At 70.4% G+C, this 21,589-nt stretch carries 21 protein-coding genes; 6 read left to right on the top strand and 15 right to left on the bottom strand.

The window, feature by feature from the left end:
- Both ACWGJ2_RS06800 and ACWGJ2_RS06805 read left to right on the top strand, forming a co-directional pair.
- The coding region (locus ACWGJ2_RS06800; protein ID WP_453344908.1) for an RHS repeat-associated core domain-containing protein at positions 1 to 507 on the top strand (507 nt) is incomplete at its 5' end.
- Positions 504 to 827 (top strand): hypothetical protein, encoded by a 324-nt coding sequence (locus ACWGJ2_RS06805; RefSeq protein ID WP_453344909.1) that lies wholly within the window; start codon positions 504 to 506, stop codon positions 825 to 827. The genes ACWGJ2_RS06800 and ACWGJ2_RS06805, both read left to right, overlap by 4 nt.
- 138 nt (positions 828 to 965) lie before the next feature.
- On the opposite strand, the gene ACWGJ2_RS06810 is transcribed toward ACWGJ2_RS06805, so the two are convergent.
- The 3 genes from ACWGJ2_RS06810 to ACWGJ2_RS06820 all read right to left on the bottom strand — a co-directional run bounded on the left by ACWGJ2_RS06810 (position 966) and on the right by ACWGJ2_RS06820 (position 4,655).
- Positions 966 to 2,249: a glycoside hydrolase family 18 protein gene (locus ACWGJ2_RS06810; RefSeq protein WP_453344910.1), complete on the bottom strand. Its 1,284-nt coding sequence runs from the start codon at positions 2,247 to 2,249 to the stop codon at positions 966 to 968.
- A gap of 286 nt (positions 2,250 to 2,535) precedes the next feature.
- Positions 2,536 to 3,531: an ArsR/SmtB family transcription factor gene (locus ACWGJ2_RS06815; protein ID WP_453344911.1), complete on the bottom strand. Its 996-nt coding sequence runs from the start codon at positions 3,529 to 3,531 to the stop codon at positions 2,536 to 2,538.
- Positions 3,532 to 4,073: 542 nt separating this feature from the next.
- Positions 4,074 to 4,655, bottom strand: coding sequence for a DapH/DapD/GlmU-related protein (locus ACWGJ2_RS06820; RefSeq protein WP_453344912.1), 582 nt, complete (start codon positions 4,653 to 4,655; stop codon positions 4,074 to 4,076).
- Between the two features lie 179 nt (positions 4,656 to 4,834).
- Between ACWGJ2_RS06820 and ACWGJ2_RS06825 the strand changes: the two genes are divergently transcribed.
- Positions 4,835 to 5,770: a LysR family transcriptional regulator gene (locus ACWGJ2_RS06825; protein WP_453344913.1), complete on the top strand. Its 936-nt coding sequence runs from the start codon at positions 4,835 to 4,837 to the stop codon at positions 5,768 to 5,770.
- Between the two features lie 87 nt (positions 5,771 to 5,857).
- On the opposite strand, the gene ACWGJ2_RS06830 is transcribed toward ACWGJ2_RS06825, so the two are convergent.
- Positions 5,858 to 6,361: a CGNR zinc finger domain-containing protein gene (locus tag ACWGJ2_RS06830; protein WP_453344914.1), complete on the bottom strand. Its 504-nt coding sequence runs from the start codon at positions 6,359 to 6,361 to the stop codon at positions 5,858 to 5,860.
- Positions 6,362 to 6,468: 107 nt separating this feature from the next.
- Between ACWGJ2_RS06830 and ACWGJ2_RS06835 the strand changes: the two genes are divergently transcribed.
- On the top strand, positions 6,469 to 7,359 hold the full coding sequence (locus tag ACWGJ2_RS06835; RefSeq protein WP_453344915.1) for an alpha/beta fold hydrolase: 891 nt from the start codon (positions 6,469 to 6,471) through the stop codon (positions 7,357 to 7,359).
- A 94-nt stretch (positions 7,360 to 7,453) separates the two neighbouring features.
- Here ACWGJ2_RS06835 and ACWGJ2_RS06840 read toward each other — a convergent pair whose 3' ends face one another.
- The 6 genes from ACWGJ2_RS06840 to ACWGJ2_RS06865 all read right to left on the bottom strand — a co-directional run bounded on the left by ACWGJ2_RS06840 (position 7,454) and on the right by ACWGJ2_RS06865 (position 13,679).
- Entirely contained in the window at positions 7,454 to 8,374 is a 921-nt protein-coding gene (locus ACWGJ2_RS06840) for a phosphatase PAP2 family protein (protein ID WP_453344916.1), read from the bottom strand.
- Between the two features lie 94 nt (positions 8,375 to 8,468).
- Positions 8,469 to 9,425: a hypothetical protein gene (locus tag ACWGJ2_RS06845; protein ID WP_453344917.1), complete on the bottom strand. Its 957-nt coding sequence runs from the start codon at positions 9,423 to 9,425 to the stop codon at positions 8,469 to 8,471.
- The gene (locus tag ACWGJ2_RS06850) at positions 9,422 to 9,763 is read right to left on the bottom strand and encodes a PadR family transcriptional regulator (RefSeq protein WP_453344918.1); all 342 of its coding nucleotides are present in this window, start codon (positions 9,761 to 9,763) and stop codon (positions 9,422 to 9,424) included. The genes ACWGJ2_RS06845 and ACWGJ2_RS06850 overlap by 4 nt, the downstream gene beginning before the upstream one ends.
- 122 nt (positions 9,764 to 9,885) lie before the next feature.
- Complete coding sequence (locus ACWGJ2_RS06855) at positions 9,886 to 11,124, bottom strand: DUF5954 family protein (protein ID WP_453344919.1); 1,239 nt, start codon at positions 11,122 to 11,124, stop codon at positions 9,886 to 9,888.
- Positions 11,125 to 11,275: 151 nt separating this feature from the next.
- Positions 11,276 to 12,712 (bottom strand): sugar porter family MFS transporter, encoded by a 1,437-nt coding sequence (locus ACWGJ2_RS06860; protein ID WP_453344920.1) that lies wholly within the window; start codon positions 12,710 to 12,712, stop codon positions 11,276 to 11,278.
- A 127-nt stretch (positions 12,713 to 12,839) separates the two neighbouring features.
- On the bottom strand, positions 12,840 to 13,679 hold the full coding sequence (locus tag ACWGJ2_RS06865) for a phytanoyl-CoA dioxygenase family protein (RefSeq protein ID WP_453344921.1): 840 nt from the start codon (positions 13,677 to 13,679) through the stop codon (positions 12,840 to 12,842).
- Positions 13,680 to 13,927: 248 nt separating this feature from the next.
- Here ACWGJ2_RS06865 and ACWGJ2_RS06870 point away from each other — a divergent pair, with 248 nt between their 5' ends.
- Positions 13,928 to 14,941 (top strand): LacI family DNA-binding transcriptional regulator, encoded by a 1,014-nt coding sequence (locus tag ACWGJ2_RS06870; protein ID WP_453344922.1) that lies wholly within the window; start codon positions 13,928 to 13,930, stop codon positions 14,939 to 14,941.
- 136 nt (positions 14,942 to 15,077) lie between these two features.
- Here ACWGJ2_RS06870 and ACWGJ2_RS06875 read toward each other — a convergent pair whose 3' ends face one another.
- Positions 15,078 to 16,328 carry an MFS transporter gene (locus ACWGJ2_RS06875; protein WP_453344923.1) on the bottom strand — a complete coding sequence of 417 codons (1,251 nt, stop codon included), beginning with the start codon at positions 16,326 to 16,328 and terminating at the stop codon, positions 15,078 to 15,080.
- 131 nt (positions 16,329 to 16,459) lie between these two features.
- Here ACWGJ2_RS06875 and ACWGJ2_RS06880 point away from each other — a divergent pair, with 131 nt between their 5' ends.
- Positions 16,460 to 17,026: a TetR/AcrR family transcriptional regulator gene (locus ACWGJ2_RS06880; protein WP_453344924.1), complete on the top strand. Its 567-nt coding sequence runs from the start codon at positions 16,460 to 16,462 to the stop codon at positions 17,024 to 17,026.
- Positions 17,027 to 17,103: 77 nt separating this feature from the next.
- On the opposite strand, the gene ACWGJ2_RS06885 is transcribed toward ACWGJ2_RS06880, so the two are convergent.
- From ACWGJ2_RS06885 to ACWGJ2_RS06900, 4 genes are read right to left on the bottom strand one after another with little or no spacing between them, the layout of a single operon-like run.
- Positions 17,104 to 18,267 carry an MFS transporter gene (locus ACWGJ2_RS06885; RefSeq protein ID WP_453344925.1) on the bottom strand — a complete coding sequence of 388 codons (1,164 nt, stop codon included), beginning with the start codon at positions 18,265 to 18,267 and terminating at the stop codon, positions 17,104 to 17,106.
- Positions 18,268 to 18,318: 51 nt separating this feature from the next.
- Complete coding sequence (locus ACWGJ2_RS06890) at positions 18,319 to 18,783, bottom strand: GtrA family protein (RefSeq protein ID WP_453344926.1); 465 nt, start codon at positions 18,781 to 18,783, stop codon at positions 18,319 to 18,321.
- Positions 18,784 to 18,785: 2 nt separating this feature from the next.
- Entirely contained in the window at positions 18,786 to 20,288 is a 1,503-nt protein-coding gene (locus tag ACWGJ2_RS06895) for an NAD(P)/FAD-dependent oxidoreductase (RefSeq protein ID WP_453344927.1), read from the bottom strand.
- 54 nt (positions 20,289 to 20,342) lie between these two features.
- Positions 20,343 to 21,587, bottom strand: coding sequence for a glycosyltransferase 87 family protein (locus tag ACWGJ2_RS06900; protein ID WP_453344928.1), 1,245 nt, complete (start codon positions 21,585 to 21,587; stop codon positions 20,343 to 20,345).
- Between the last annotated feature and the right edge of the window lie 2 nt (positions 21,588 to 21,589).

A 21,589-nucleotide genomic window follows, 5' to 3' on the forward strand; every position in this document is an offset into this window, starting at 1 on the left:
TGGGGCACCCCCCTCGCCGCCCCACCCACCACCCCGGGCACCGTCACCTGCCCCCTGCGCTTCCCCGGCCAATACCACGACCCCGAAACCGGCCTCCACTACAACCACTTCCGCTACTACGACCCCGAAACCGCCCGCTACCTCACCCCCGACCCCCTCGGCCTCAACCCCGCCCCCAACCACCACACCTACGCCCACAACCCGTACTACGAGATCGACCCCCTCGGCCTCGAAAGCTGTTCCCCGCTGAAGTCCCTGCACCCGGACAGCTCGCTCGACAAGAGTTCGCTGGACTTCTGGCATAAGCAGGACACCGAGGACATCCTGTTCTCCCTGCGGCCCGGCGCGGACGAGTCGCTGAAGGTGAAGCCGGATGGGACCATCATGAACGGCAACACGAGGATCGCCGTGCTGCGCTCACGCGGCTGTGACGTCGACTCCCTCCCGCGCGATCCCTACGGCGGCAAACCGATGAGCGACGAGGACTTCTGGGACATGGAGCAATGAACATTCGGCAGCAGGTCGAGGCGGTACTGACGTCGGAGAAGCGGGAGGTGTTCCTGCGCACCCTCGGGCACCGGCTCGGGATCTCGGCCCGGGAGATCTTCGCCCGCGACGAGGACGAGTCCGGCGGGCTGCTCCAGGCCCGCGCCTGCAACGAGATGATGATCGCCATCTGGTCGCAGCTCGCGGTGGCCCGCGAGGTGGGCGCTGCGGGATATCCCGACGCCGAGTTCCTGCCCGTCCTCCTGTCCAAGGCCGACATGGGCGAGGCGCGAGGGTATCTGCGGAGTGCGTTGGAGAGCGCACTGGACGCCACCACCTGACCACAGCCACAGCCACAGCCACAACCACGGCCACCGCCGCAGCGGAGGCACGCAGAGGCCCCGACGCCCGGGGAATCCGCCCAGTGCCGTCGGGGCCTCACGCGCGGCGTACCGCGTCGGATCTACGTGCGGTACGTGCTACTTGATGGCCTTGATCAGCTCACCGTCGGGAGTGTCACCGCTCAGCTCCCAGAGGAAGGAGCCGCCCAGCTTGTTCTGCGTGACCCAGTCGCTCTTGATGCCGATGGTCTCCGGGGTGTCGTAGCTCCACCACTCGTCACCGCAGTGTGCGTACGCGGTGTCACCGACCTTGCCGGTGGCCGGGCAGCGGTCCTTGAGCACCTCGTAGTCCTCGATGCCCTGCTCGTACGTGCCGGGCGCCGGGCCCGTCGCCTTGCCGCCGGGCTCCGACTGCGTCACACCGGTCCAGCCGCGGCCGTAGAAGCCGAACCCGAGAAGCAGCTTGTCGAGGGGGACACCCATCAGCGCCAGCTTGGCGATGGCCGTCGAACCGTCGAACGCCTCCTTGGGTATCCCCTCGTACTCGCGGAGCGGCGAGTGCGGGGCTGTGGGGCCCTGCGCCTCGAAGGCACCGAAGTAGTCGTACGTCATCGGCAGGTACCAGTCGACGTACTCCGAGGCGGCCTTGTAGTCCGTGGCCTCCATCTTCCCGTCCTTGGAGCCGTCACCGGTGACCGCCGCGGTCACCAGCTTGTCCTCGAACTTGGCGCGCAGTGCCTTCATCAGGTTCGCGAAGGCGTCCTTGCCGCTGTCGTCGCAGCTCAGGCCGCAGGCGTTGGGGTACTCCCAGTCGATGTCGATGCCGTCGAAGAGACCGGCCCAGCGGGAGTCGTTGAGGAGGCCGGCGCAGGAGTCGGCGAACGCCTCCGGGTTCTTGGCCGCCTCAGTGAAGCCCTTGGACCACGACCAGCCGCCGAAGGACCACAGCACCTTCAGATCGGGGTGCTTCTCCTTGAGCTTGAGGAGCTGGTTGAAGTTGCCGCGCAGCGGCTGGTCCCAGGTGTCGGCCTTGCCGTCGACGCTCTGTTCGGCGGTGTACGTCTTCTCGTAGTCGGCGTAGGAGTCGCCCACCGCGCACTTGCCGTCCTTGACGTTGCCGAAGGCGTAGTTGATGTGGGTGAGCTTGTCAGCCGAGCCCGAGGTCTCGATGTCCTTGACGTGGTAATTGCGCTGGTAGGCACTCCAGTTGGTGAAGTATCCGACGGTCTTCTTCCCGTCCGCCGGGGTGTCCGCCGCCGCTGTCGTCGACTGGCGGTCGCTGGTCGACCCGTTGGCCGTGAGGAGCGTCGTGATCAGGGCTGCCACGCACAGCACGCCCAGGAAGGTGATGAGTCCGCCGCGCGGAACGCGGGGGCGTCCTGTGCTGGCGGCGGAGAAGAGTTGTCTGTCCGATCGGAGCATGGCCACCTCGTGTGTGGGGTGAGGAGGTAGGGGGACGTGGGGAAGCGCGGACGTCCTGCCCCCGCGGACGTTCGCCACCCGGGGAGAGCGACGGACCGGTTCGGCCCGCCAGTGGTGCCACCCCGTCCCCGTCCCCGTACGTGTAACGCACACCACTACGGTCGCGGTAGGCGACCGGTTCACCTCCGCCCGTGTTGGCTCCTGCCCGCTCGTGTTCGCCCGCGTGGGGTGGGCCGTCGCCTGCCTCCCCCGGCTCCCTCAGCCCCCACCTCGCCAGCCCCGCCCGTCAGTTGGAGACCGGTGTGTTGGCGCGGAGCAGCGCGGCGCCGAGGGGAGTGAGGGTGTGCAGGACGGATGCGCCGTGCCGGTGGCTGGTGATCAGGCCCGTGTTCCGCAGCGCTGTGGTGTGCTGGCTCGCGGAGGAGGCGGAGACGCCGATGGCGCGGGCGAGTTCGCCGGTGGTGGCGCCGGAGGCGACGGCACGCAGGACACCGGCGCGGGTGCGGCCGAGCAGCGTCGTCAGGGGCGCGCCGTGGTCCAGGTGCTCGGGCAGCGCGCCGCGCTGGGGCTCGTGGCTGAGGGGGTAGATCAGGACGGGGTCCAGGGTGGTGTCGCCGAAGGTCACGGGGGTGGCCCAGCAGAAGTAGGACGGGACCAGCAGCAGGCCGCGGCCGTTCAGATACAGGTCGCGGTCCCTGGGATAGGCGGTGTGCAGTACGGGGCGCTCCCATCGCACCCCGGGGACCAGGTTCTGGAGGAGGCCCTCGATGCCGTGCCCGAGCACGGCGCGGGCGCGCGCCGTGCGTTCGGCTTCGACGCGTGCCTGGACGTGCTCGCTCCACGGTGCGACGGCCGTCTCGTAGTACGCCCTCATCGCCTGCACCAGTTCCTTCCGCAGCCCCGGCTCGGCCAGGCGCGGCGCCCAGGCGGGGGCACCGCTGGTGCGGGCGAGGAGGCCCACCTCGTCCAGTACCCTGCGGCGCGGGGTGGCCAGGACGGCTTCCAGGCCCGCGTCGAGTCCGTGTGCGCCCTCGGGCGGGGTGAGGAAGTCGGGGAAGTAGACGGCGCGCGGGACCAGAGGTAACAGCACCGTGCTCAGGGTGCGGGCGAGGCGAGCTTCGTGCACCCGCGTACGGGCGGAGCGGTACCAGTCCGCGAAGGCCCAGCGGCCGCGGCGGGACTGGAAGCGGTGCAGGCTCGTGCAGGTCTCCCACAGCGGGTCGGGCCCGGCCGCGATGCGGGTCCTGGCCAGGTCGGCATCGGTGAAGTGGATACGGAGCATGCGGATCCCCCTGGTGTCCCGGGCTTTTCGGGCAGCGCGAAAAACCCTGGCTGGCCATGATCGCGTCAGCGGTGCTCCGTGAGCACCGCGGAAGGGGGCCGCGAATGGTGAAGTGCGACGACCGGCACTGCCCGCACCGTTTGGTCAAGACGGCAACGGGCCTCGCACAGTCCTCACACAGCACACAAGCTTATCGGCATGACCATGACCTTGCTCCCTCTCCGAACCTCCGACACCTTTCTGAACCTCTCCGGACCTCTCTGAACCTCCCCGGGCCTCCCCGGGCCTCCCCGTGCCGCCCCGGCTGGCGCGTGGCCGTCGCGGTGAGGTGCCCGCCCTGGGACGGGGCGGGCACCTCATCCACTGGTGAACGCGACCGAGACGGCCGCGAGAACGCCGAGAAGCCGGCGCGGTGAACGACGTCGCATGAACCACTCCTGACGAGAATGTGGGTGCCTGACCCGACAAGACTCGTGCGACGTCGCGCGGGCGCCATCGGCGAAATCACCAGCCGCACCGGCCCCCAGCCGCACCGGCCCTGTTCAGCCGGAGTGCCGGCCGGACCCCCACTGCTTGCGCGTGAACGCGGCCGGTCCGGTCACCAGCGTGTCGGGGGGAACGTCCTTCGTGACGACGGCCCCCGCGCCGACCACGGCACCGCGTCCGATCGTGACACCGGGGAGCACCGTGACCGCCGCGCCGAGCCACGCACCGGCCCCGACCGTGATGGGCGCCAGGGTGATGAATTCGCTTCGCTCGGACGCCATGAGGGGGTGGTCGGAGGAGATGAGGCTGGTCTTCGGGCCGATCAGGACTCCGTCGCCCAGGCGGATGCCGCCCTGGTCCATGAAGGTGCAGCCCTGGTTGACGAAGACGTGCTCGCCGAAGTCGATGCCGAGCCCGTGGTGTGTGTAGAAGGGCGGGTAGACGGTGACGGAGTCGGGGACCGGCTTGCCGACGATCTCGGACAGCAGGGCCGCGCGGGCGGCCTTGTCGTCGAAGGGCAGGACGTTGAGCCGTGACGTGAGCGTGTTCACGTGCTCGATCCGCTCGGCCACCCGCGCGAACTCGGGGGTGCGGACATAGAGACGGTCTTGATCGGGTGTGTCAGGCGTGTCAGGCATGGGGGTTCCTCGCGATGGGGCGCTCGGGCCGCGGCGGCCGCTGGACGGCACCCGTCGAACACGACGGGTGGCCAACCGGAAGTTGACCGGACTCATGAAAGCGACCGCACCACACTGGAATCAAACAACGGTCACGACCGCCACGATCAACGTCTGGTTGTCCGCATAGGATGAGCCGCATGGATGTCATGGCCGTGCGCACCTTTGTCGCCGTCGTGGACACGGGACAGTTCCAGGAGGCGGCTGCCGGTCTGTCGATCACGCCGCAGGCCGTGTCCAAGCGCGTCGCCGCGCTGGAGAGGGAGCTCGGTGTCCAGCTCTTCACCCGTGACGCGCGCGGCGCGCGGCTCACCATCGACGGGCAGGCGTTCCTGCCCCACGCCCGCACCCTCCTCCACTCCGCCGAGCGCGCCCTCGCGTCCGTGCGGCCGGGCCATCGGGCACTGCGCGTCGACGTGATCGGCCGCCAGCTCTCCCTGGCGGGGCTGCTGCGCGGCTTCCATCGCGCCCACCCCGAGATCGAGCTGGACGTGGTGACGCTGTACGACTCCGACACGGCCGTCGCCGCCGTCCGGGACGGGACGATCGACGCGACGTTCCGCGCCGTGACCATGCCGGGCAGACGGCTCCCCGACGGTGTGACGGCCACCCCCGTCTTCGACGAACCGCTGCACCTGTTCACCGGACCACGGCACGAGTTCGCGAACGCCTCCGCGCTCACTCCCGCCCAGCTCGCCGGGCAACGGATCTGGATGCCGGGCAACCTGCCCGGCACCGAGTGGGCGGCCTACTACGACGAACTCGCCGCCGCCTTCGGCCTCGTCATCGACCCGGTCGGCCCGGACTTCGGCATCGAGCCCCTGCTCGACACCATCGCCAACTCCACGACGCTGGCCACCTTCGTCAGCGAACAGACACCCCTGGTGTGGCCCGTCGGCCACGACCTGCGGCGCATCCCCCTCAGTGACCCGACCCCGCTCTACCCCCACTCACTGATCTGGCGCACCCACAACCCGCACCCCTCCCTGACCGCCCTGCGCCGCCACCTCACCGCCGCGTATCCGGGCCGCCCCGGCAGCGGCACCTGGGTACCGGAGTGGACCCTGTCCGAGTAGGGGCCGCTCAGCGCGCGGCGCTGCCGGTTCCTGCCGGACCCCCGGTTCCTGCCGGGCCCCCGGTTCCAGCCGGACTCCCGGCTTCCGTCAGGCCCCCGGCTCCTGGCGGGCGCGCTCCTGGTGGCGGCGGGCCTTCAAGCGGTTGCCGCAGGTCTTCATCGAGCACCAGCGGGCGGTGTTGGCGCGGCTGCGGTCCAGGAGGAAGAGGCGGCACTCGTCGTTGCCGCAGGGGCGCAGCCGGCCGGGCCTGCGTTCCTGGACGTCGTACCAGGCGAGTACCAGCTCCACCGCGAGCATCCGCTCGGGCGGCCCGCACAGCCGCCACCGCAGTTCCGACGCGGCGGCCTCGGGGACCCGGTGGGCGCCGGTGAGGATCCGCTGGAGATCCGCCTCGGGGACGGGGCCGTGCGTGGCGGTTTGCAGCGCGCCCCTGGCCGTCCGCAGCCAGTCGAGCGCCGGTGCGTCGTCCGCGCCGCCGTGCTTCCGTGCCCACCGCCGCAGCGCGGCGTCGTCGGCCCACAGGTCCTGCGGCCGGCCGTCCACCACCGGGGTGCTGTTCAGTGCTTCGAGCAGCGCCTGCTCGTCGATCACGTCCACCCACCTCCCCGTCTAACCCTCTTGTTCGACTTGACAGGTTACCTCGGATCGGGCCCAATGAGGACACGGGTAACCACCAAAGAGGATTGAGAGGGTTAGTCATGGCCGAGGTCTGCCACCGGTACGCCACCGTGCGGGGACACCGCGTCTTCTACCGCGAGGCCGGTCCCCGCGACGCGCCGACGCTGCTGCTCCTGCACGGCTTCCCCACCAGCTCGCGCATGTTCCGCCGCCTGATCCCGAGGCTCGCCGACTCGTACCGCGTCATCGCCCCCGACCACCTCGGCTTCGGCCACTCCGACACCCCGCCCGCCGACACGTTCCCGTACACGTTCGACGCCCTCACCGACATCACCGAGGCACTCCTGACCGAACTCGGCATCGACCGCTACGCCATATACGTGCAGGACTACGGCGCCCCCATCGGATGGCGGCTCGCGCTGCGCACCCCGGAGGCGGTCACCGCCGTGATCACCCAGAACGGCAACGCCTACGAGGACGGCTTCGTCCCGGAGTTCTGGGCACCCGTGTGGGCCTACGCCCAGGACCCGGGGCCCGGGACGGAGCCGGGGGTACGCGCCGCTCTCGGCCTGGACGCCATCCGCTGGCAGTACCTGCACGGGGTGGACCGCCCCGAACTGGTCGACCCCGACACCTGGACGCTCGACCACCGCGACATCAGCCGCCCCGGCAACGACCTCGCACAGCTCGCCCTCTTCCGCGACTACGCCACCAACCCGCCCCTGTACCCGAAGGTGCACACGTACTTCCGGCAGAGCCGCGTCCCGCTCCTGGCCGTGTGGGGAGCCGAGGACCTGATCTTCGGCCCCGAAGGCGCGCGCGCCTTCGCGCGGGACCTGCCGGACGCCGAGATCCATCTGGTGCCCGGAGGCGGCCACTTCCTGCTCGAAAGCCACCTGGAGACGGCGGTCGGCCACATCCGCGACTTCCTGCCCCGCGCACTGGCGACACCGGCGGCACCCCGGGCATGAAGCCCGTCACCGGCCGGACCAGTGCCTCTACGGTGGCGTCGGACCGCCGCTTCGCCAGGATGCGCCCGGTTCCCGCCCGAAGCCTGCCGGGTGGTCAGCCCAGTGTGGGGCGTGTGCGGCGTGCGGTGTGTGCGGGCCGCCCGACTGTGGCGTACCAGACCAGGGTCGCACATATGAAGGCCGTCGCCGCGGAGACCAGTGACCTTGTGAGGGTGTCGCTCCGAGCGCCGGAAACGAGGGCGACGCCCAGTGCCAGCGTCAGAGTGCTGACGGGCAGCGCACGGGGGCTCCACGTGGCGCCCGACGCGGCGGCCGGCGGCAGCAGCCAGGTTGCGAGGCCGTAACAGGCACAGGCCAACAGTGTGGCTCCCAGCACTTCGCTGGGCCGGTGGCCGCCCATGGTCGCGGTGGCGGCGGCGATGCAGGCGAGCCACAGCACACCGGCCGTGGCCACGTAGGGGCGGATGCGGGGGGAAACCACGAGGACGGCGGCGAGAGTCAGCGCGGCGGGGATGGCCGTGTGCCCGCTGGGAAAACCCTGATCAAGGAGATTCTCGGGCGCGCCCACCAGATCGGGGCGGGGCATGGCCGATTTGAACACCTCCTTGCCGCCGACCGTGAGAACGACGACCCCCAGCGCCGCGCACCCCTGCCGCCAGCACCGTCGCACCAGGGTGAGGACCACGATGACGGCCAGGCCCGCCATCACGGTGGGCTCGGCGCTCAATTCCATCGGCGGCAGGGGCGTCGAGCCGTAGGCCGATCCTGACAGGGGGTAGATCCATGCTTCTTCGCCGCCCTGTTTGCCGAGACCGAACAGGGCGTTCTCAGCTCGTTGCCCCCACGGGGTGCAGACGGCGAGCAGATAGACCGTCAGGAACCCCAGGGTGTACAGCAGGGCCGGCATCCACGGCCGTGTCGTACGCGACGGGCCGGTGTCGCCGGGGGCCTCGGGGGCCTGCCTTGAGGCACCCGGACGGTGCGCGGGCAGGGCCGGAGAATCGTGCTGAGTCATCGCTCTGTTTCTTCCGTTGGGGGGAGTTCGGTCACGCACGTCTTGCGGTACGACGTGGGCCGCCGGGCTCGGTCGGCCCACCGGGGGTCCGCTCCTATCCGGCGAGTGCCTGCCCCCGTCGGCGCTGGGCGGTGATCGCCAGGACCGGGAGGGGGGCGATCAGGAGGACGAGGACGACCAGGTCAGGAAAGGACTGCATGAACCCCTGCGGCTGGATCACGATCGCCTGTGTGCGGATGAACGCGACCGCCGCGACGGGGATCAGCCACCGGTAGTCCCCGGTGGAGGTCGTCGCCACCCACGCGGCGATCAGCGCGGCGACTTCGAGGGCGAACAGTCCGCGTTGGAAGGTTGGACTGACGGAGATGATGTGCAGGCCCCCGGCCACGTACATGGCGAACACGACGGGGATCAGCCAGCGGTACGAGCGGCGCCGCAGCCGGCTGGGACGGCAGGCCGTCAGCACGGCGCACGCGGCGCACAGTGTCCCCGCGAGCACCAGATCACGAGCCGTTATCGGAGCGCCAAGACCGTAGTAGCTCAGCCCCGCCTTTCCCTCGTCGCCGAAGAGGGTGCGGCCGTGGGACGTGGCGCCGGCCCAGATCATGGCCGCCGCGGCCGGCAGCGCGATCCACGGTCTGCCACGCAGCAGAGCGATCAAGCAGCCCAGCGGGAGCAGCCCGTAGGGCAGCAGCCGTATCCGCGTGGGACCTTCGGCCCACGGGTACCAGCCGGAGAAGCGGAAGGCGATGGCGTGCTGTCCGGGGTCGATGCGCAGTGCCCAGTGCCACACGTCCTGTAGGTACGGAACCAGCGCCAGCGCGGCGAGGGCCAGAGCGGCCAGATGGATGCCGTCCAGCCACCACGGCCGGGCCGTGTCGTCGACGACGGCACGGGCTCGGGCCTGCACACCGGCACGCGCCAAAGCGGCAACTTCCCGCGGCGGGGGCCAGGAGCGGCCGGGATACGCCTCGGCCAGGCAGGCCAGCAACTCCTCTCCATGCCGGGAACGGTGGGGCTCGGGATAGGCCGCAAGCAGCAGACGGTTCATGCCGGGGCCGCTCCGGCATTCCGTGAGCGTCCGATGACGACGGCCGCCGCCTGCTGCATCCGCAGGGCCTCCCGGCTGAGCATCGCGGTGCCGTCCTCGGTGAGCCTGTAGTAGCGCCGCGCCCGCCCGTCCACGATCTCCTCATGGTCGGTGGCCACCAGTCCGGTCCGTTCCATCCGCTCCAGCGCGCCGTAGAGGGTGCCGACAGCGATCCGGAGCCGCCCGTCGGTGGCCTGCTCGGCAGCCTTGATGATGCCGTAACCGTGCAACGGCCTGTCCATGAGCGCGGCAAGGATGAAGTACTGCGGTTCCGTCAAGGACGGCTTCTGTCTCGTCACACGTCGACTATATATCGAGCTACGAAATATATCTGCCAACTCGTGTGAGCCGTCACCGGCGGTGCCTCCACGCACGCAGCGTCAGACCGCGGCCGTGAGGAGATCGCGGCCGGGACCGGGCGTCACCCTTCGTCGGGCTCGTCGTGTTCAGGGCCCGACGAAGGGTGCTGGCTACCGTCACGTCGAGGGGAGGCGTCGTGCTCCGCACCCGTACGCGACTGCCGGGACTGTTCCCGCCCCCGCTCCCGTTCCCGTTCGCGCTGCTCCTGGCGCTCCTTCTCGCGCATGCTCAGCCGGTGCAGTTCCTCGTGCCATGCCCTGGCTTCCGCTGTCAGTTCCGGTTCCGCGTCCTCGTCGTCGTCCTCCGGCAGCTCTCCGCGCTCGCGTAGCTGCTGGTCGTGGATGTGCACGGGCGGGTAGGGGTCCGGATCCGACGGGCGGGGGCCCTCCGGGCCGTCCGGGCCGATCCGTACGAACCGCTCCACGCGCACGACCCGCAGGTGCCGTCCGGCGAACCGGAAGTCCGAGGGGCGCTCCTCGTCCAGCCGGTCCGCGGCCTGGCGGTACACGGCGCGCTGGGTCTCGTCCAGGTTCTCCATCACCGGGTCGAGGACGCGCAGGGAGTAGGCGAGCCCGTCGCGCGCGTCCTGCGGAGTGGACGAATGACTCATCCGGGGCCGCCAGCGGCTGCCCTCCTCCTCGGCGAAGCAGTACGTGGTGGGCAGCAGCGCCCCGCCGGGGTGGCTGTGGCGGGCGGCCTCCGCGTCGCGCTGTGCTTCCGGATCGGCGTCGGCCAGGTGGCCGAGGCGCAGCAGATCCACTTTGAGGAGGCCCTCGGCCATCCCCGTCGGCAAGATGGGGTCGATGACGAACCCCTCGGTCGGGTCGGGCAGCTTTCGCGCCTCGCCCGGCTCGGCCGGATCCGGGTCGGAGCGACGAGGGGGCTCGGGGCCGTCCGGGCCGGAGCGGATGACCTGCTCGGCGCGCACGACGCGGTAGCGGACGCCGCGCACGGTCATCTCGTCCACCGTCTCCCAGTCCGGCCGTTCCCCCGCGCGCTGGAGTTCCTCGCGCGCCGCCTCGTCGCCTGCCTCCTCGGCCTGGTGGGCGAGGCGGCGCAGATGGGAGCCGAGCGTCTCGCGGGCCTGCTGCGGGTAGGCGTTGGAGAAGTAGCCGTGCAGGCTCCAGCCGCCCGCCTCCCGCTCGTGCGCCACGCCGAACACCGGGCCGAGGCCCATGAAGTGCGGGTAGCGCTCCCGGGCCAGGTGCGCCTCCTCCTCGGCGAGTGCCGCCTCGGGGTCCTCGGACGCGGCCACGCGAATCGTGCGGTAGGCGGGAACGTTCTCCTCTGGCGAGTGCATGCTCTCAGTGTGCGCCCGATGACCGTACGCATGCAGGGAGTTGCGGGTGAAGGTGCCCGGACGATGGCGCATGCGTATGCGCGTGTGGTCGTGCCGGTGCCGGTGCCGGTGCCGGTTCCTGCGCTGGTGCTGGTGCCGGGAGCGGCGGCCTTCACTGGGGCTGACGGGTGTTGCCGCGCAGGACGCCTGCCCGCAACCCCTGCTCGATGTCCTCCAGGGTGCGCCCGCGTGTCTCCGGCACGCGCCGCAGGACGAAGACCCAGCACAGCCCGTTCATGGCGGCGTAGCACAGCAGCGTCGGGGTCAGCCCGAAGACCTGGACGGAGGTCAGGGCCGTGACCGCGATCAGCAGGTCGAAACCCCACAGGGTCGCCGTCGCGGTGCTCGTCGCCGGGCCGCGCACGGCGAGCGGCAGGACCTCGGGGGCGATCAGCCACACCACCGCCTGCATGCTCGCGCCGTTGAAGAAGATGTACGCGAAGAGGGCGCCCACCACCGTCCAGCGCTGCACGGCCGATCCTCCGCCGGAGAGGAACGCCACGCCCATGACGGCCATCGCGGCGCCGGAGGCGGGCAGGAGCCACAGCAGCAGACGGCGGCGGCCGACCTTGTCCACGCTGACCGCGCCCGTCACGCCCGCCAGGACGAGCATGAGGCCGATCCCGACTCCGGCGAGCAGCGCGACCGAGTCCCCGAACCCCGCCTCGGAGAGCAGTGTGGGCGCGTAGTAGACCATGGCGTTGATGCCGGTGAGCTGGGAGAACGCGGCGATGCCCAGGGCGACGAGGAGGGCGGGCCGTACCCAGGGCGAGCGCAGGGCACGCAGCGTGGCGCGCAGGCCGCGCGGCGCGCGGTCGCCCTCCCGGCAGAGCGAGGTGATCTCCTCGACCTCGGCGGCCACGTCGTGCGCGGGCCCGCGGAGCCGGGACAGCTCCCGCTCCGCCACCCCGTGCCGGCCCCGCTCCACCAGCCACCGGGGGCTCTCGGGCAGCGGCAGCATCCCGGCCATGAGGACGAGCGCCGGCAGCGCGGCGAGACCGAACATCCAGCGCCAGCCGCCCGGTCCCGCGAGGGCGTAGCCGACGAGATAGGAGAGCAACTGGCCGAGCGCGACCATGAGTTGGAAGAGGACGATGAGGCGGCCACGCAGGGCGGGCGGCGCGGTCTCCGCTATGTAGACGGGGACGGTGTTGGAGGCCCCGCCGACGGCGAGGCCGAGCAGCAGCCGCGCGGCCACCAGCGCGGACATGGAGTCGGCGGCGGCCGAGGCGAGCGAGCCGCCCGCGAACACGACGGCCACCACGACGATCACAGGGCGTCGCCCGTGGCGTGCGCTGAGCACGCCGGAGACCGGGGCGCCGATCATCGCGCCCACGAGGATGGCGCTGACGACGATCTCCCGCTCCCGGGTGGACAGTTCGAGGTCCTTGGCCAGGTCGAGCAGGGCGCTGGAGATGATGCCGGTGTCGTAGCCGAAGAGGAGCCCGCCGAGCGCGGAGATCCCGGCTACGGCGTAGAGAAGCGCGGGCTGCCGGGGGCGCCCGGGGCGCGGGACGACGGCGTTGTCGGCCGGAGCGGGCAGGTTCACGGAGGGTCCTTCGGTGCCGGGGCGGGGGAGGGGGGGCGGGGAGAGACGGGGAGAGACGGGGCGGGGAGGTGGCCCGGCAACGGGTGCCGGGTGCCGGGCCGGTGTTGTGACAGGCGGGAGTCAGGCGTCAGGCGTCGCCCATGACCAGGCCCTCGATGGTGTGCTGCTGCTCGACCGGCTCCAGCACGTCGACCACGCGGCACCGCAGATGACGCCGCAGCCGCTCGGGCAGGGCCTCCCACCGGCGCCGGGAGACGGCCATGTCGTGCTGCCCGTCGTTACCCGCTCCGGGTGCGTCGGCGCCCAGGATCAGCACCGGCCTGGGGTGCGGGGAGTGGTTCGTGGTGCCCCGGTGGATGGTCAGCGCCGAGCGCGCTGAGACGTCGCCGCGCCGCGGGTACTTGCGCACCGCGCGCTCCGCGTAGCGGGGGTAGTCCTCGCGCGGCGGAAACATCTCGTGCTCGAAGCCGTCGCCGTGCTCCCACTGGGTCCCGGGGGCGATCTCGAAGGGGCCCATGTCCTCGGCGGTGTCCACCGCCGTGAGGTTGAAGGCGAGCGAGGTGAGCCGGTGCCGGTGGCGGGTCTCCCCGGGGGAGGGGAAGTCGCGGTGCCAGGGCTGGTTGACCGCACCCTCCAGCGGGACGTCGAAGCCCAGCTCCACGAACTGGTAGTCCGGGCCGAGAACGGACTCGCAGACGGAACGGATCCACGGGTGTTCCGTCAGCTCCTCGAAGCCGCGGAGCTGCTCGGGGTGGATCTCGACGTAGTAGCGGTTCGGACCCCGGCCGACGGCGCCACCGGGACGGGCCAGCGCCTCCTGGAACGCCGTGTCGATGTCCTCCCGCATGGTGTCGGCGAACGCGGTGGTGAAGGCTCCCTTCCGGGCGGTGATGCCCTCGGTGTAGAGCTCGCGGACCGCCGTGCCGATCTCGACGGGCGTGGGGTCCGGGGACGCGGATGTAGCCATGGCCGTTCGTGCTCCTCTTCGGATCTTCGCTGCTTCGCTGCTTCGCTGCTTCGCTTCTTCGCCTCTGCGCTTCTTCGCGGCGGGGATTGCTCCAGGACAGTTTTTCCACGTGGATTGCAACGTGGCAATAGTGTGGGCCGGTCTTTCTGGGAAGCGGCTCGGGGCGTGGGAGGATCGGACGGCGGGTCCGGAGGACCGGCTCCGGCGCCGTGTGCGGGGAGGAACGGGGAGGAAATGGGGCCTTCAAGGTGGCAGCGAAGCTGAAGGACGTGGCGGCACGCGCGGGCGTCTCCCCGCGCACGGTCTCCAACGTGGTCAACAACTCCGCACCGGTGGCCCCGGCCACCCGGGAGCGCGTCCTGGCCGCGGTGCGGGAGCTGGGCTACCAGCCCAACCTCGCCGCACGGCAGCTCCGCCAGGGCCGCACAGGACTGATCGGACTGGCCATCCCGGAGATCGGCTCGCCGTACTTCGCCGAGCTGGCCGGACTGGTCGCCGACGCCGCACAGGAACGCGGCTGGACCTTGCTCATCGACCAGACACAGGGCCGCGCCGACCGGGAGCGCCAACTGCTGTGCGGGGAGGGCGGCCACGCCCTGGACGGGCTCATCATCTGCCCCTGGATGCTCAGCCCGCAGGACGTGGCGGCCACGGCGGGCGCCACCCCCGTGGTCACCCTGGGGGAGCAGGACGCTCAGGGCGCCCTGGACCACGTCGCCATCGACAACATCGCCGCGGCCCGCGAGATCACGGCGCATCTGCTGGCGCGCGGCGCCCGCAGGCTCGCCGCCATCGGGGTCCAGCCCCAACTGCACAACAAGACGGCCGAGTTGCGCCTGACCGGCTTCCGCGCCGCGCTCGACGACGCCGGTGCCGCTCACCACCCGGAGCACGAGCTGGCAGTGGCCTCCCTCCACCGGGAGGAGGGATACCGGGCCATGCGGCAACTGCTCCAGGCCCCGCAGGTGCCCGACGCGGTGTTCTGCTTCACCGACGAACTGGCGCTCGGTGCGGTCCGCGCCATCCGGCAGGCCGGGCTACGCGTCCCCGAGGACATCGCCGTGGCCGGATTCGACGACATCGAGGACGGCCGCTACGCCACTCCCAGCCTCACCACCATCTCCCCGGACAAGAGCCACATCGCCACCAGCGCCCTGCAACTGCTCGCCGACCGCATCTACGGACGCCTGGCCCACGCCCCCGCCCGGCACGTCACGGCCCCGTACACGCTGATCACGCGCGAGTCCACCGGCGCGGCATGAGCGCACGGCCGGGCGCCGGGCGTCGGGCGTCGGGCGTCGGGCGTCGGGCCACGGGGCGGGGCGCTGAACGCCGAACGCCCCGGACCCGTCGTCGCGGCGATGCGCGCACCCCCGGAACCTGCCGTGAGCGGCCTCGTCAGGGCCGCTCCGCCCCGCGCGTGTCCGACGGCTCGGACCCGGACCGCGACGACTCGTTGCGCGCGGCCGTCGTGGCACGTGCGCGGGTGCCCGTGGCGGGAGCCAGGAAGACGGCCGTCGCGACGAACACCAGGACCACCGTCATCGCCGGGCGCAGCCCGTAGTGGTCGCCCAGGAAACCGAGGGTCGGCGGCCCCACCAGGAAGGCGATGTATCCGATCGTGGCCACGAGGCTGACGCGGGCGGCCTGATCGGGGCCCGAGTCGCCCGCCGCCGACAGCGCCACGGGGAAACCCAGGGAGGCGCCGAGCCCCCAGAACAGCACGGCGCACGCGGCCACGACGGCGTTGTCGGAGAAGATGACCAGCAGCAGCCCCACGGTGGCGGAGACGGCACTCGCGCGTACGACGACGGCGCGGCCGAACCGGTTGAGGAAGAACGTGCCGCAGAACCGTCCCAGCGTCATCACCGCGGCGAACCCCACGTAGACGAGCGAACCGGCCGCTGCGCCCAGGCCGTGGCCGTCGACCATGAGCAGCGGCAGCCAGTCGTTCGCGGCGCCCTCGGCGAGCGCCATGGCCAGGATGACGCCCCCGATCAGCAAGAGCCTGCCGTCCTTCCACACCGGCGGCCCGGGGTGCCGCGCCGCGGCTGCGGCCCCCGGTGCGCCGCGGGCCCCGATGCCGGAGGGAACGTCGCGCAGGGCGTACGGCAGGATCCCCGCGGCGACGACCGTGACCATGGCCAGATGCCAGTGGACGGGGAACGCCGCGGCGGTGGCGGCCATCCCGAGCGAGCCTCCGACGACCGTGCCCAGGCTGAAGCAGCCGTGCATCGCGGGCAGCACCGCCGTCCCGGATACGCGCTCCACGTCGGCACCGTCCAGGTTCAGCGCCACCTCGCCCGACCCCATGCCCGCGCCGAACAGGGCCAGCCCGGCGGCGACCAGAATCGGGGACGGGACGGTCGCGCCGACGCCGATGACGGCCATGCCCACGATGATCGCGAGGGTGCCGAGTCCGATCACCGGCCTGGTGCCGAACCTGGCCACGAGGCGGCCGGAACACAGGATGCCGCCCATGGAGCCGAGGGACAGGCCGAAGAGGACCAGCCCCATCTGCGCGGTGGACGCGCCCAGTTGATCGCGGATGTCCGGAGTACGCGTGATCCAGGACGACATGGCGATGCCGGGCAGGAAGAAGAACAGGAACAGGGCTCGACGGCGCCGTCGCACGGTTCGGTCTGTCAAGGGGAGGCTCCGCGGGAGTCCGGAAGAATGGTCGGCAGGCGACAGGTCTGGGCCATCGCTTGAGTATGCACAAATGTACATATTCAATGAGCGCCCGAGAAGCCCCGGACAAGAGAGAGCGGACGACGGCGATGACAGGCAGCACCCGCGGCCCCAACGACCCGCGGCGAAGGGAACGGATCCTGGAGGCGACGCTCGACGTCATCGCCGAGCACGGCGCCATCAAGGTGACCTTCCGCAGGATCGCCGAGGCGGCCGGGGTGCCCCTCGGCTCGCTCACCTACTACTTCGACGACATGCAGCACCTGCTCACCGAGGCGTTCACCCGGCTCGCCGAGTCCGTGTCCTCGCGCTACGGGGCCCTGCTGGAGGAGGCCAGGACTCCCGAAGAGGCGCAGGACGCCGTGGTGGAGATCATCTGCGGCAAGGTCTGGGGCACCGACCGCAACCTGCTGCTCAGCTACGAGCTGTACGCCTTCGCCGCACGGCACCCCGAACTCCGCGAGGTCATGCGGTCCTGGATGCGCGCGAGCCGGGAGTCGCTGGCCCGGCACTTCGATCCCTTGACGGCCCGTGCCCTCGACGCGCTGGTCGAAGGCTTCTCCATCCACAACTCCGTCGACACCCGGCCCACCGACCGCGCGGGTGTGGCGGCCGTCGTCCGCGCCATCGCGGGTCGCGACGTCCCAAGGCGGTGACCGCGCCGGGACCGGACGCGCCGGGACCGCAGAGGCGGGGCCCGCAGAGGCGGGACCGCACCGGTGAGACGGCACCGTCACTTCTGGCGCGAACCGGCCGGGTCCTTGGTGATCGCGAGAACGCACAGGGCGCCGAGAGCACCCAGCAGGAAGACCAGGACGAGCGCGACGTGCTGACTGCCGGACGCCAGCCACCCGGCGAGCAGCACCAGCCAGACGAGGAGGCCGCCCGCGTCGTCGCTCAGTTCGAGGCGGACGACATAGCGGAAGCCGAGCCGCTGCGCATGCCCGTAGTAGATGCCGCCCCAGGCGATCCGCTGGTAACTGGCCGCCGCCCGTGAGCCCGCGGTGACCCCCGCGATGGCGACGGGGCCGTCGGCGAACACCCTGGCCGCGTGGAAGGCGCCGCACAGGAGTGTCCCTTCGAGGAGGACCCGGGAGGACCGCCCCCGGTCCAGACGGCCACCGGCGAGCATCACCACGAGGAACGACACCACGGCAGCGGCGCTGCTCAGTCCTCCCACCTCCGCGAAGCCCTGGTACACGACCGCCAGATACAGCGGCCAGGCGGTCACGTTGATCGAGTTGTGGACGGCGAACCCCGCGCTCGCCGCCATGTCGCGGAGAGGCACGGCGCCCGGCCGTTCCGGGGCGTGCGGACCGCTCTCCGGTGTACGGGCCAACTGGGCGCGGTCGAGTCGCCAGACGGGAACCACGGCCAGCAGCGTCAGTGAGGCCGCAGCCCCCAGCAGCAGACCGTCCCCGCCGAGCACCGCCATGAGCGCCCCGGCCGCCGGGGCCAGGAGGTTCGTGACCCGCACCATGGTGTCCATCAGCACCAGGTCCTTGCCCCTGCGGTTCAGGTCGAGGGCCCTGGCCAGGTGGAGGTGCTGTGCGGTCCATACGCAGGTGTTCGCACCCGCCAGCGCGAGTGCGGCGCCGAGAATCGCCGTCGGCGCGTGCGTCAGCGTGAAGACGCGCAGCAGCACCAGATGCAGGCCGGAGAACACGAACCCGGTGATCAGCGCGGGACGGGCGCCCCGCGACCGCACCCATCTCGCGACCGGCCAGTCGAGCAGCAGCCCGACGGAGTTGTAGAAGATGTAGAACAGGCAGACCTCGGTGAATCCGGCTCCGTTCTGGAGGAGCAGGAGGGGCACGAAGACGGTGACGAGGTTCATGGCGCTGTTCTGGAGCGCCAGCGCGATCGCGATTCCCAGCAGTCCTTGAGAAGGGGTCAACAGCCTTCTCACGGCTCCCACGTGATCCCTCTCCCTCTTTCCCTCTCTTCCTCAAGCGGGCAGCTTCCGCGCACGCCTTCTGAACACGATCTGCCGGTACGCCACGAATCGGAAACAGGTGCCCAGCGCCACGCCGACGATGTTCTTGGCGATGTTGTCGGCCAGCGGCGAGGTGAAGCCGAGAACGTAGTGCGAGACGAAGACGCAGACGTTCTCGATCACGAGCCCCAGACAACTGACGAGCAGGAAAGCGGCGGCTTCCCCGATGCGCCACCGCGCTCTCCGGCGGCGGAACGTGATGTGGCGGTGTCCCAGATAGGTCAGCAGCATGATGACGGAAGAGGACAGCAGACTCGCCCAGATGACACCGAGTCCCGTCCAGCGGGTCGCGTTGAAGATCGCCAGGTTTCCGAGATAGCCGAGCGCGCCGACGACGGTGTAGTCCCGCATCTCGGACCTCAGCCCGGGGACGGTCCGCTTCTCCGGCTCGACGCCCCGCACCTTTTCGCCCGTCACCGTCAGCGGCGCGTACGCTTCTCCGCCGTGGTGCGGGCCGGCGCGGATGGCTGTTCCAGGTATCCGGAATCCTCGGACTCGTCCCACAGATCGTGCTGATCGATGCCCAGCAGGTTCTCGACCCCGAGCAGGGCCGTGTGCATGGAGTGGTCCTGGTTGTTGTAGCGGTGCAGGCCGTTGCGGCCCACGGTCTGGAGGTTCCGGCAGTTTCCGGTGAGCCAGTCCCGCACCACCTTCAGGTTCTCGCGGTACGTCTCGTCGTAGACCGGGTAGGCGTTGCGCATCCTGACGACGTAGGTGTGGCTGATCTCCTTCTCCGAGGCCAGACCGAGCTGCACGATCTCCCGTGACGCCAGCGCGCCCAGCGACGCGTCGGAACTGTTCCACAGCTCGTCTCCCACGGTGACGAAGTATTCGAGCCCCAGACACGAGGTGCCGTCCCTGACCATGTCGGCCGACCACGCCTCGTAGTTCTGAATGCGTCCCACCTTCACGTCACGCGAATGGATGTAGATCCAGTTGTCGTCAAAGGACGGCTTCGCCTTCAGCACGATGGCGACGGTCAGGAAGTCGCGGTAGCGGAGACCGCGCGCCGCCGAGAGCACCCGGTCGTCGGGCGGCGGATCGAGTGCTGCTATCAGTGCGGTGAGCGGGATGGTCGAGATCGCGCTGGAGACGGCCTGGGTGACCGGCTCGCCGCCGGAATCGTAGAGAACGGAGGTGACCCTCCCGTTCTCGTGGTGAATCCGCGAGACGGGTGCTTCGAGAAGGACGCTTCCTCCCTTCTCCCGCACCATGCCCGCGACGTTCTCCCACATCATGCCGGGGCCCAGCCTCGGGTACTTGAAGGTCTTCGTCAGGGACTTGGCGGACGAACGTCTGATCTGGAGGGCGTCCAGGATGGCGTTCCCCAGCGACAGCGTTCCGATGCGCTGCGCCGCCCAGTCCGCGCCGATCGCGCTCCCGGGAATGCCCCAGACCTTCTCGGTGTAGGTCTTGAAGAAGATGTCGTACAGCCGGCGCCCGAATCTCGCCACGACCCAGTCTTCAAAGGACGCCGCCTCTCCCCGGCGGGACAGGCGGGCCCTGGCGTACGAGGCAATGCACCGGACGGCCTCCCAGAAACCGAGGCCCCGCAGTGCGTTCATGGGCGCCAGCGGGTAGTCGAAGAAGCTGCCCTCGTAGAAGATGCGGCTCTTGCGCGTTCGGGTCAGGAACTCGCCGGGCGGCAGGAACTCCTCCCACAGGTCTTCTATCTGCGGCAGTCTGGTGTAGAAGCGATGCCCCCCGATGTCGAACCGCCACCCCTCGCGTTCGACGGTTCTGCTCAGCCCGCCCACTTCCCCGTCGGCTTCGAGCACCAGGGGCTTCTCGTCCATTTCGCATAACTTCCACGCCGCCGTCAGACCGGCGGGCCCCGCGCCCACCACGACGGCGCGTGCGATATCCGGTGCGTCCGTGGCGGCGGAGTCGGCCATGGCGTCGGACAACGGTGAAGAACTCATGAATCCTCCAGTGCACGGGACGACCCGGGTACCTTGCATGGACTCCGCGTTGAGCTATTTCTCCGACCGCACCTCGTCGCGCGTGGCGACGGGCGCGGGAGAATCCGCCCTGTCCTGCGTGAGACCGGAACGGTGGCGCAGGCAGACAGTGGCGAAGAGGGCGACGACAAGGCAGACGCCCACGTAGGTGACGATGCTCGTGGTGAACGCCTCGAAAGCCGAGAGTTTCATGGCGTCGAAGGGCGGGTCGGGCAGGAACCACATGTTGACCCGTGCCGCGATGACGGCTGTGGCCACACCCGCGCTGATCCAGAGAAACGCACTGCGCCAGCGTGCCGCCACGCCGCAGATGATGATCGTCACCGGTATCGTCCAGACCCAGTAATGGTGCCAGGAGACCGGCGAGAAGAGCACGGCGGCGAGCGCGATGACGGCGATGCCGATGTCCTCCTCGCCCAGCCGGCAGGCCATGACCGACGTGGCGATCACCAGGGCTGCGAGGACGACGGTGGAGACCACGAGCAGCGCACCGATGCCGTCGGAGTGGAAGGCCCGTTCCAGGGTGGCCCGCAGGGACTCGTTCGGCAGCCATCCCGCCGGGATGATGCGGTCGACGTCGAGCACGCGCTTCCAGTAGTACGTGGCGTAACCGGGCATGACGATCCACCCGACGCCCATGGTGGCGACGGCCGTCGCCAGGGACACACCCGCGGCCCGCCATCTGCGGGTGACCACGTAGTGCAGGACGAAAATGCCGGGGAACAGCTTGATTCCGATGGCCGCGCCCAGCAGGACGCCTTTGTAGCGGGCCGTATCGGGTGCCTTGAGATCGAATACCACGAGCGCCATCAGGAGAATGCTCAGATTGCCCCAGTGCAGATTGAGATCGACGGGGTAGTACAGCAGCAGAAGCGGAGTGGCGACCAGGGTGATGCGGAGCGGATAAGGAGCTCCCGTGGTCCGCAGGACGCGATAGACCACCCCCTGCATGGCCGCGATCCCCAGCGCGGTCCACAGAAAGGAAGTCACCGCGAGCGAGGCCAGCGTCAGCGGAACGAGCAGCAGCAGGGCGAAGGGCGGGTAGGTGAACGAGGTTCCCCACTCTTCGAAGGGATAGGGATTCGTTCCGTCGAGGAACTTGTCCACCGCTGCCCGGTAGATCTTGATGTCGACCCTGTGGTCGGCCGGTGCGATGTGCCAGTGTGCGTTGGTCAGTTCGTAGACCGCGCTCAGCAGGAGCGGATAGAGAAGCCAGATGCCGAGGGATCTGACCGGCTTTTTTTCTGAGGTCTGCGACATGC

Source organism: Streptomyces sp. NPDC054796 (assembly GCF_053611545.1).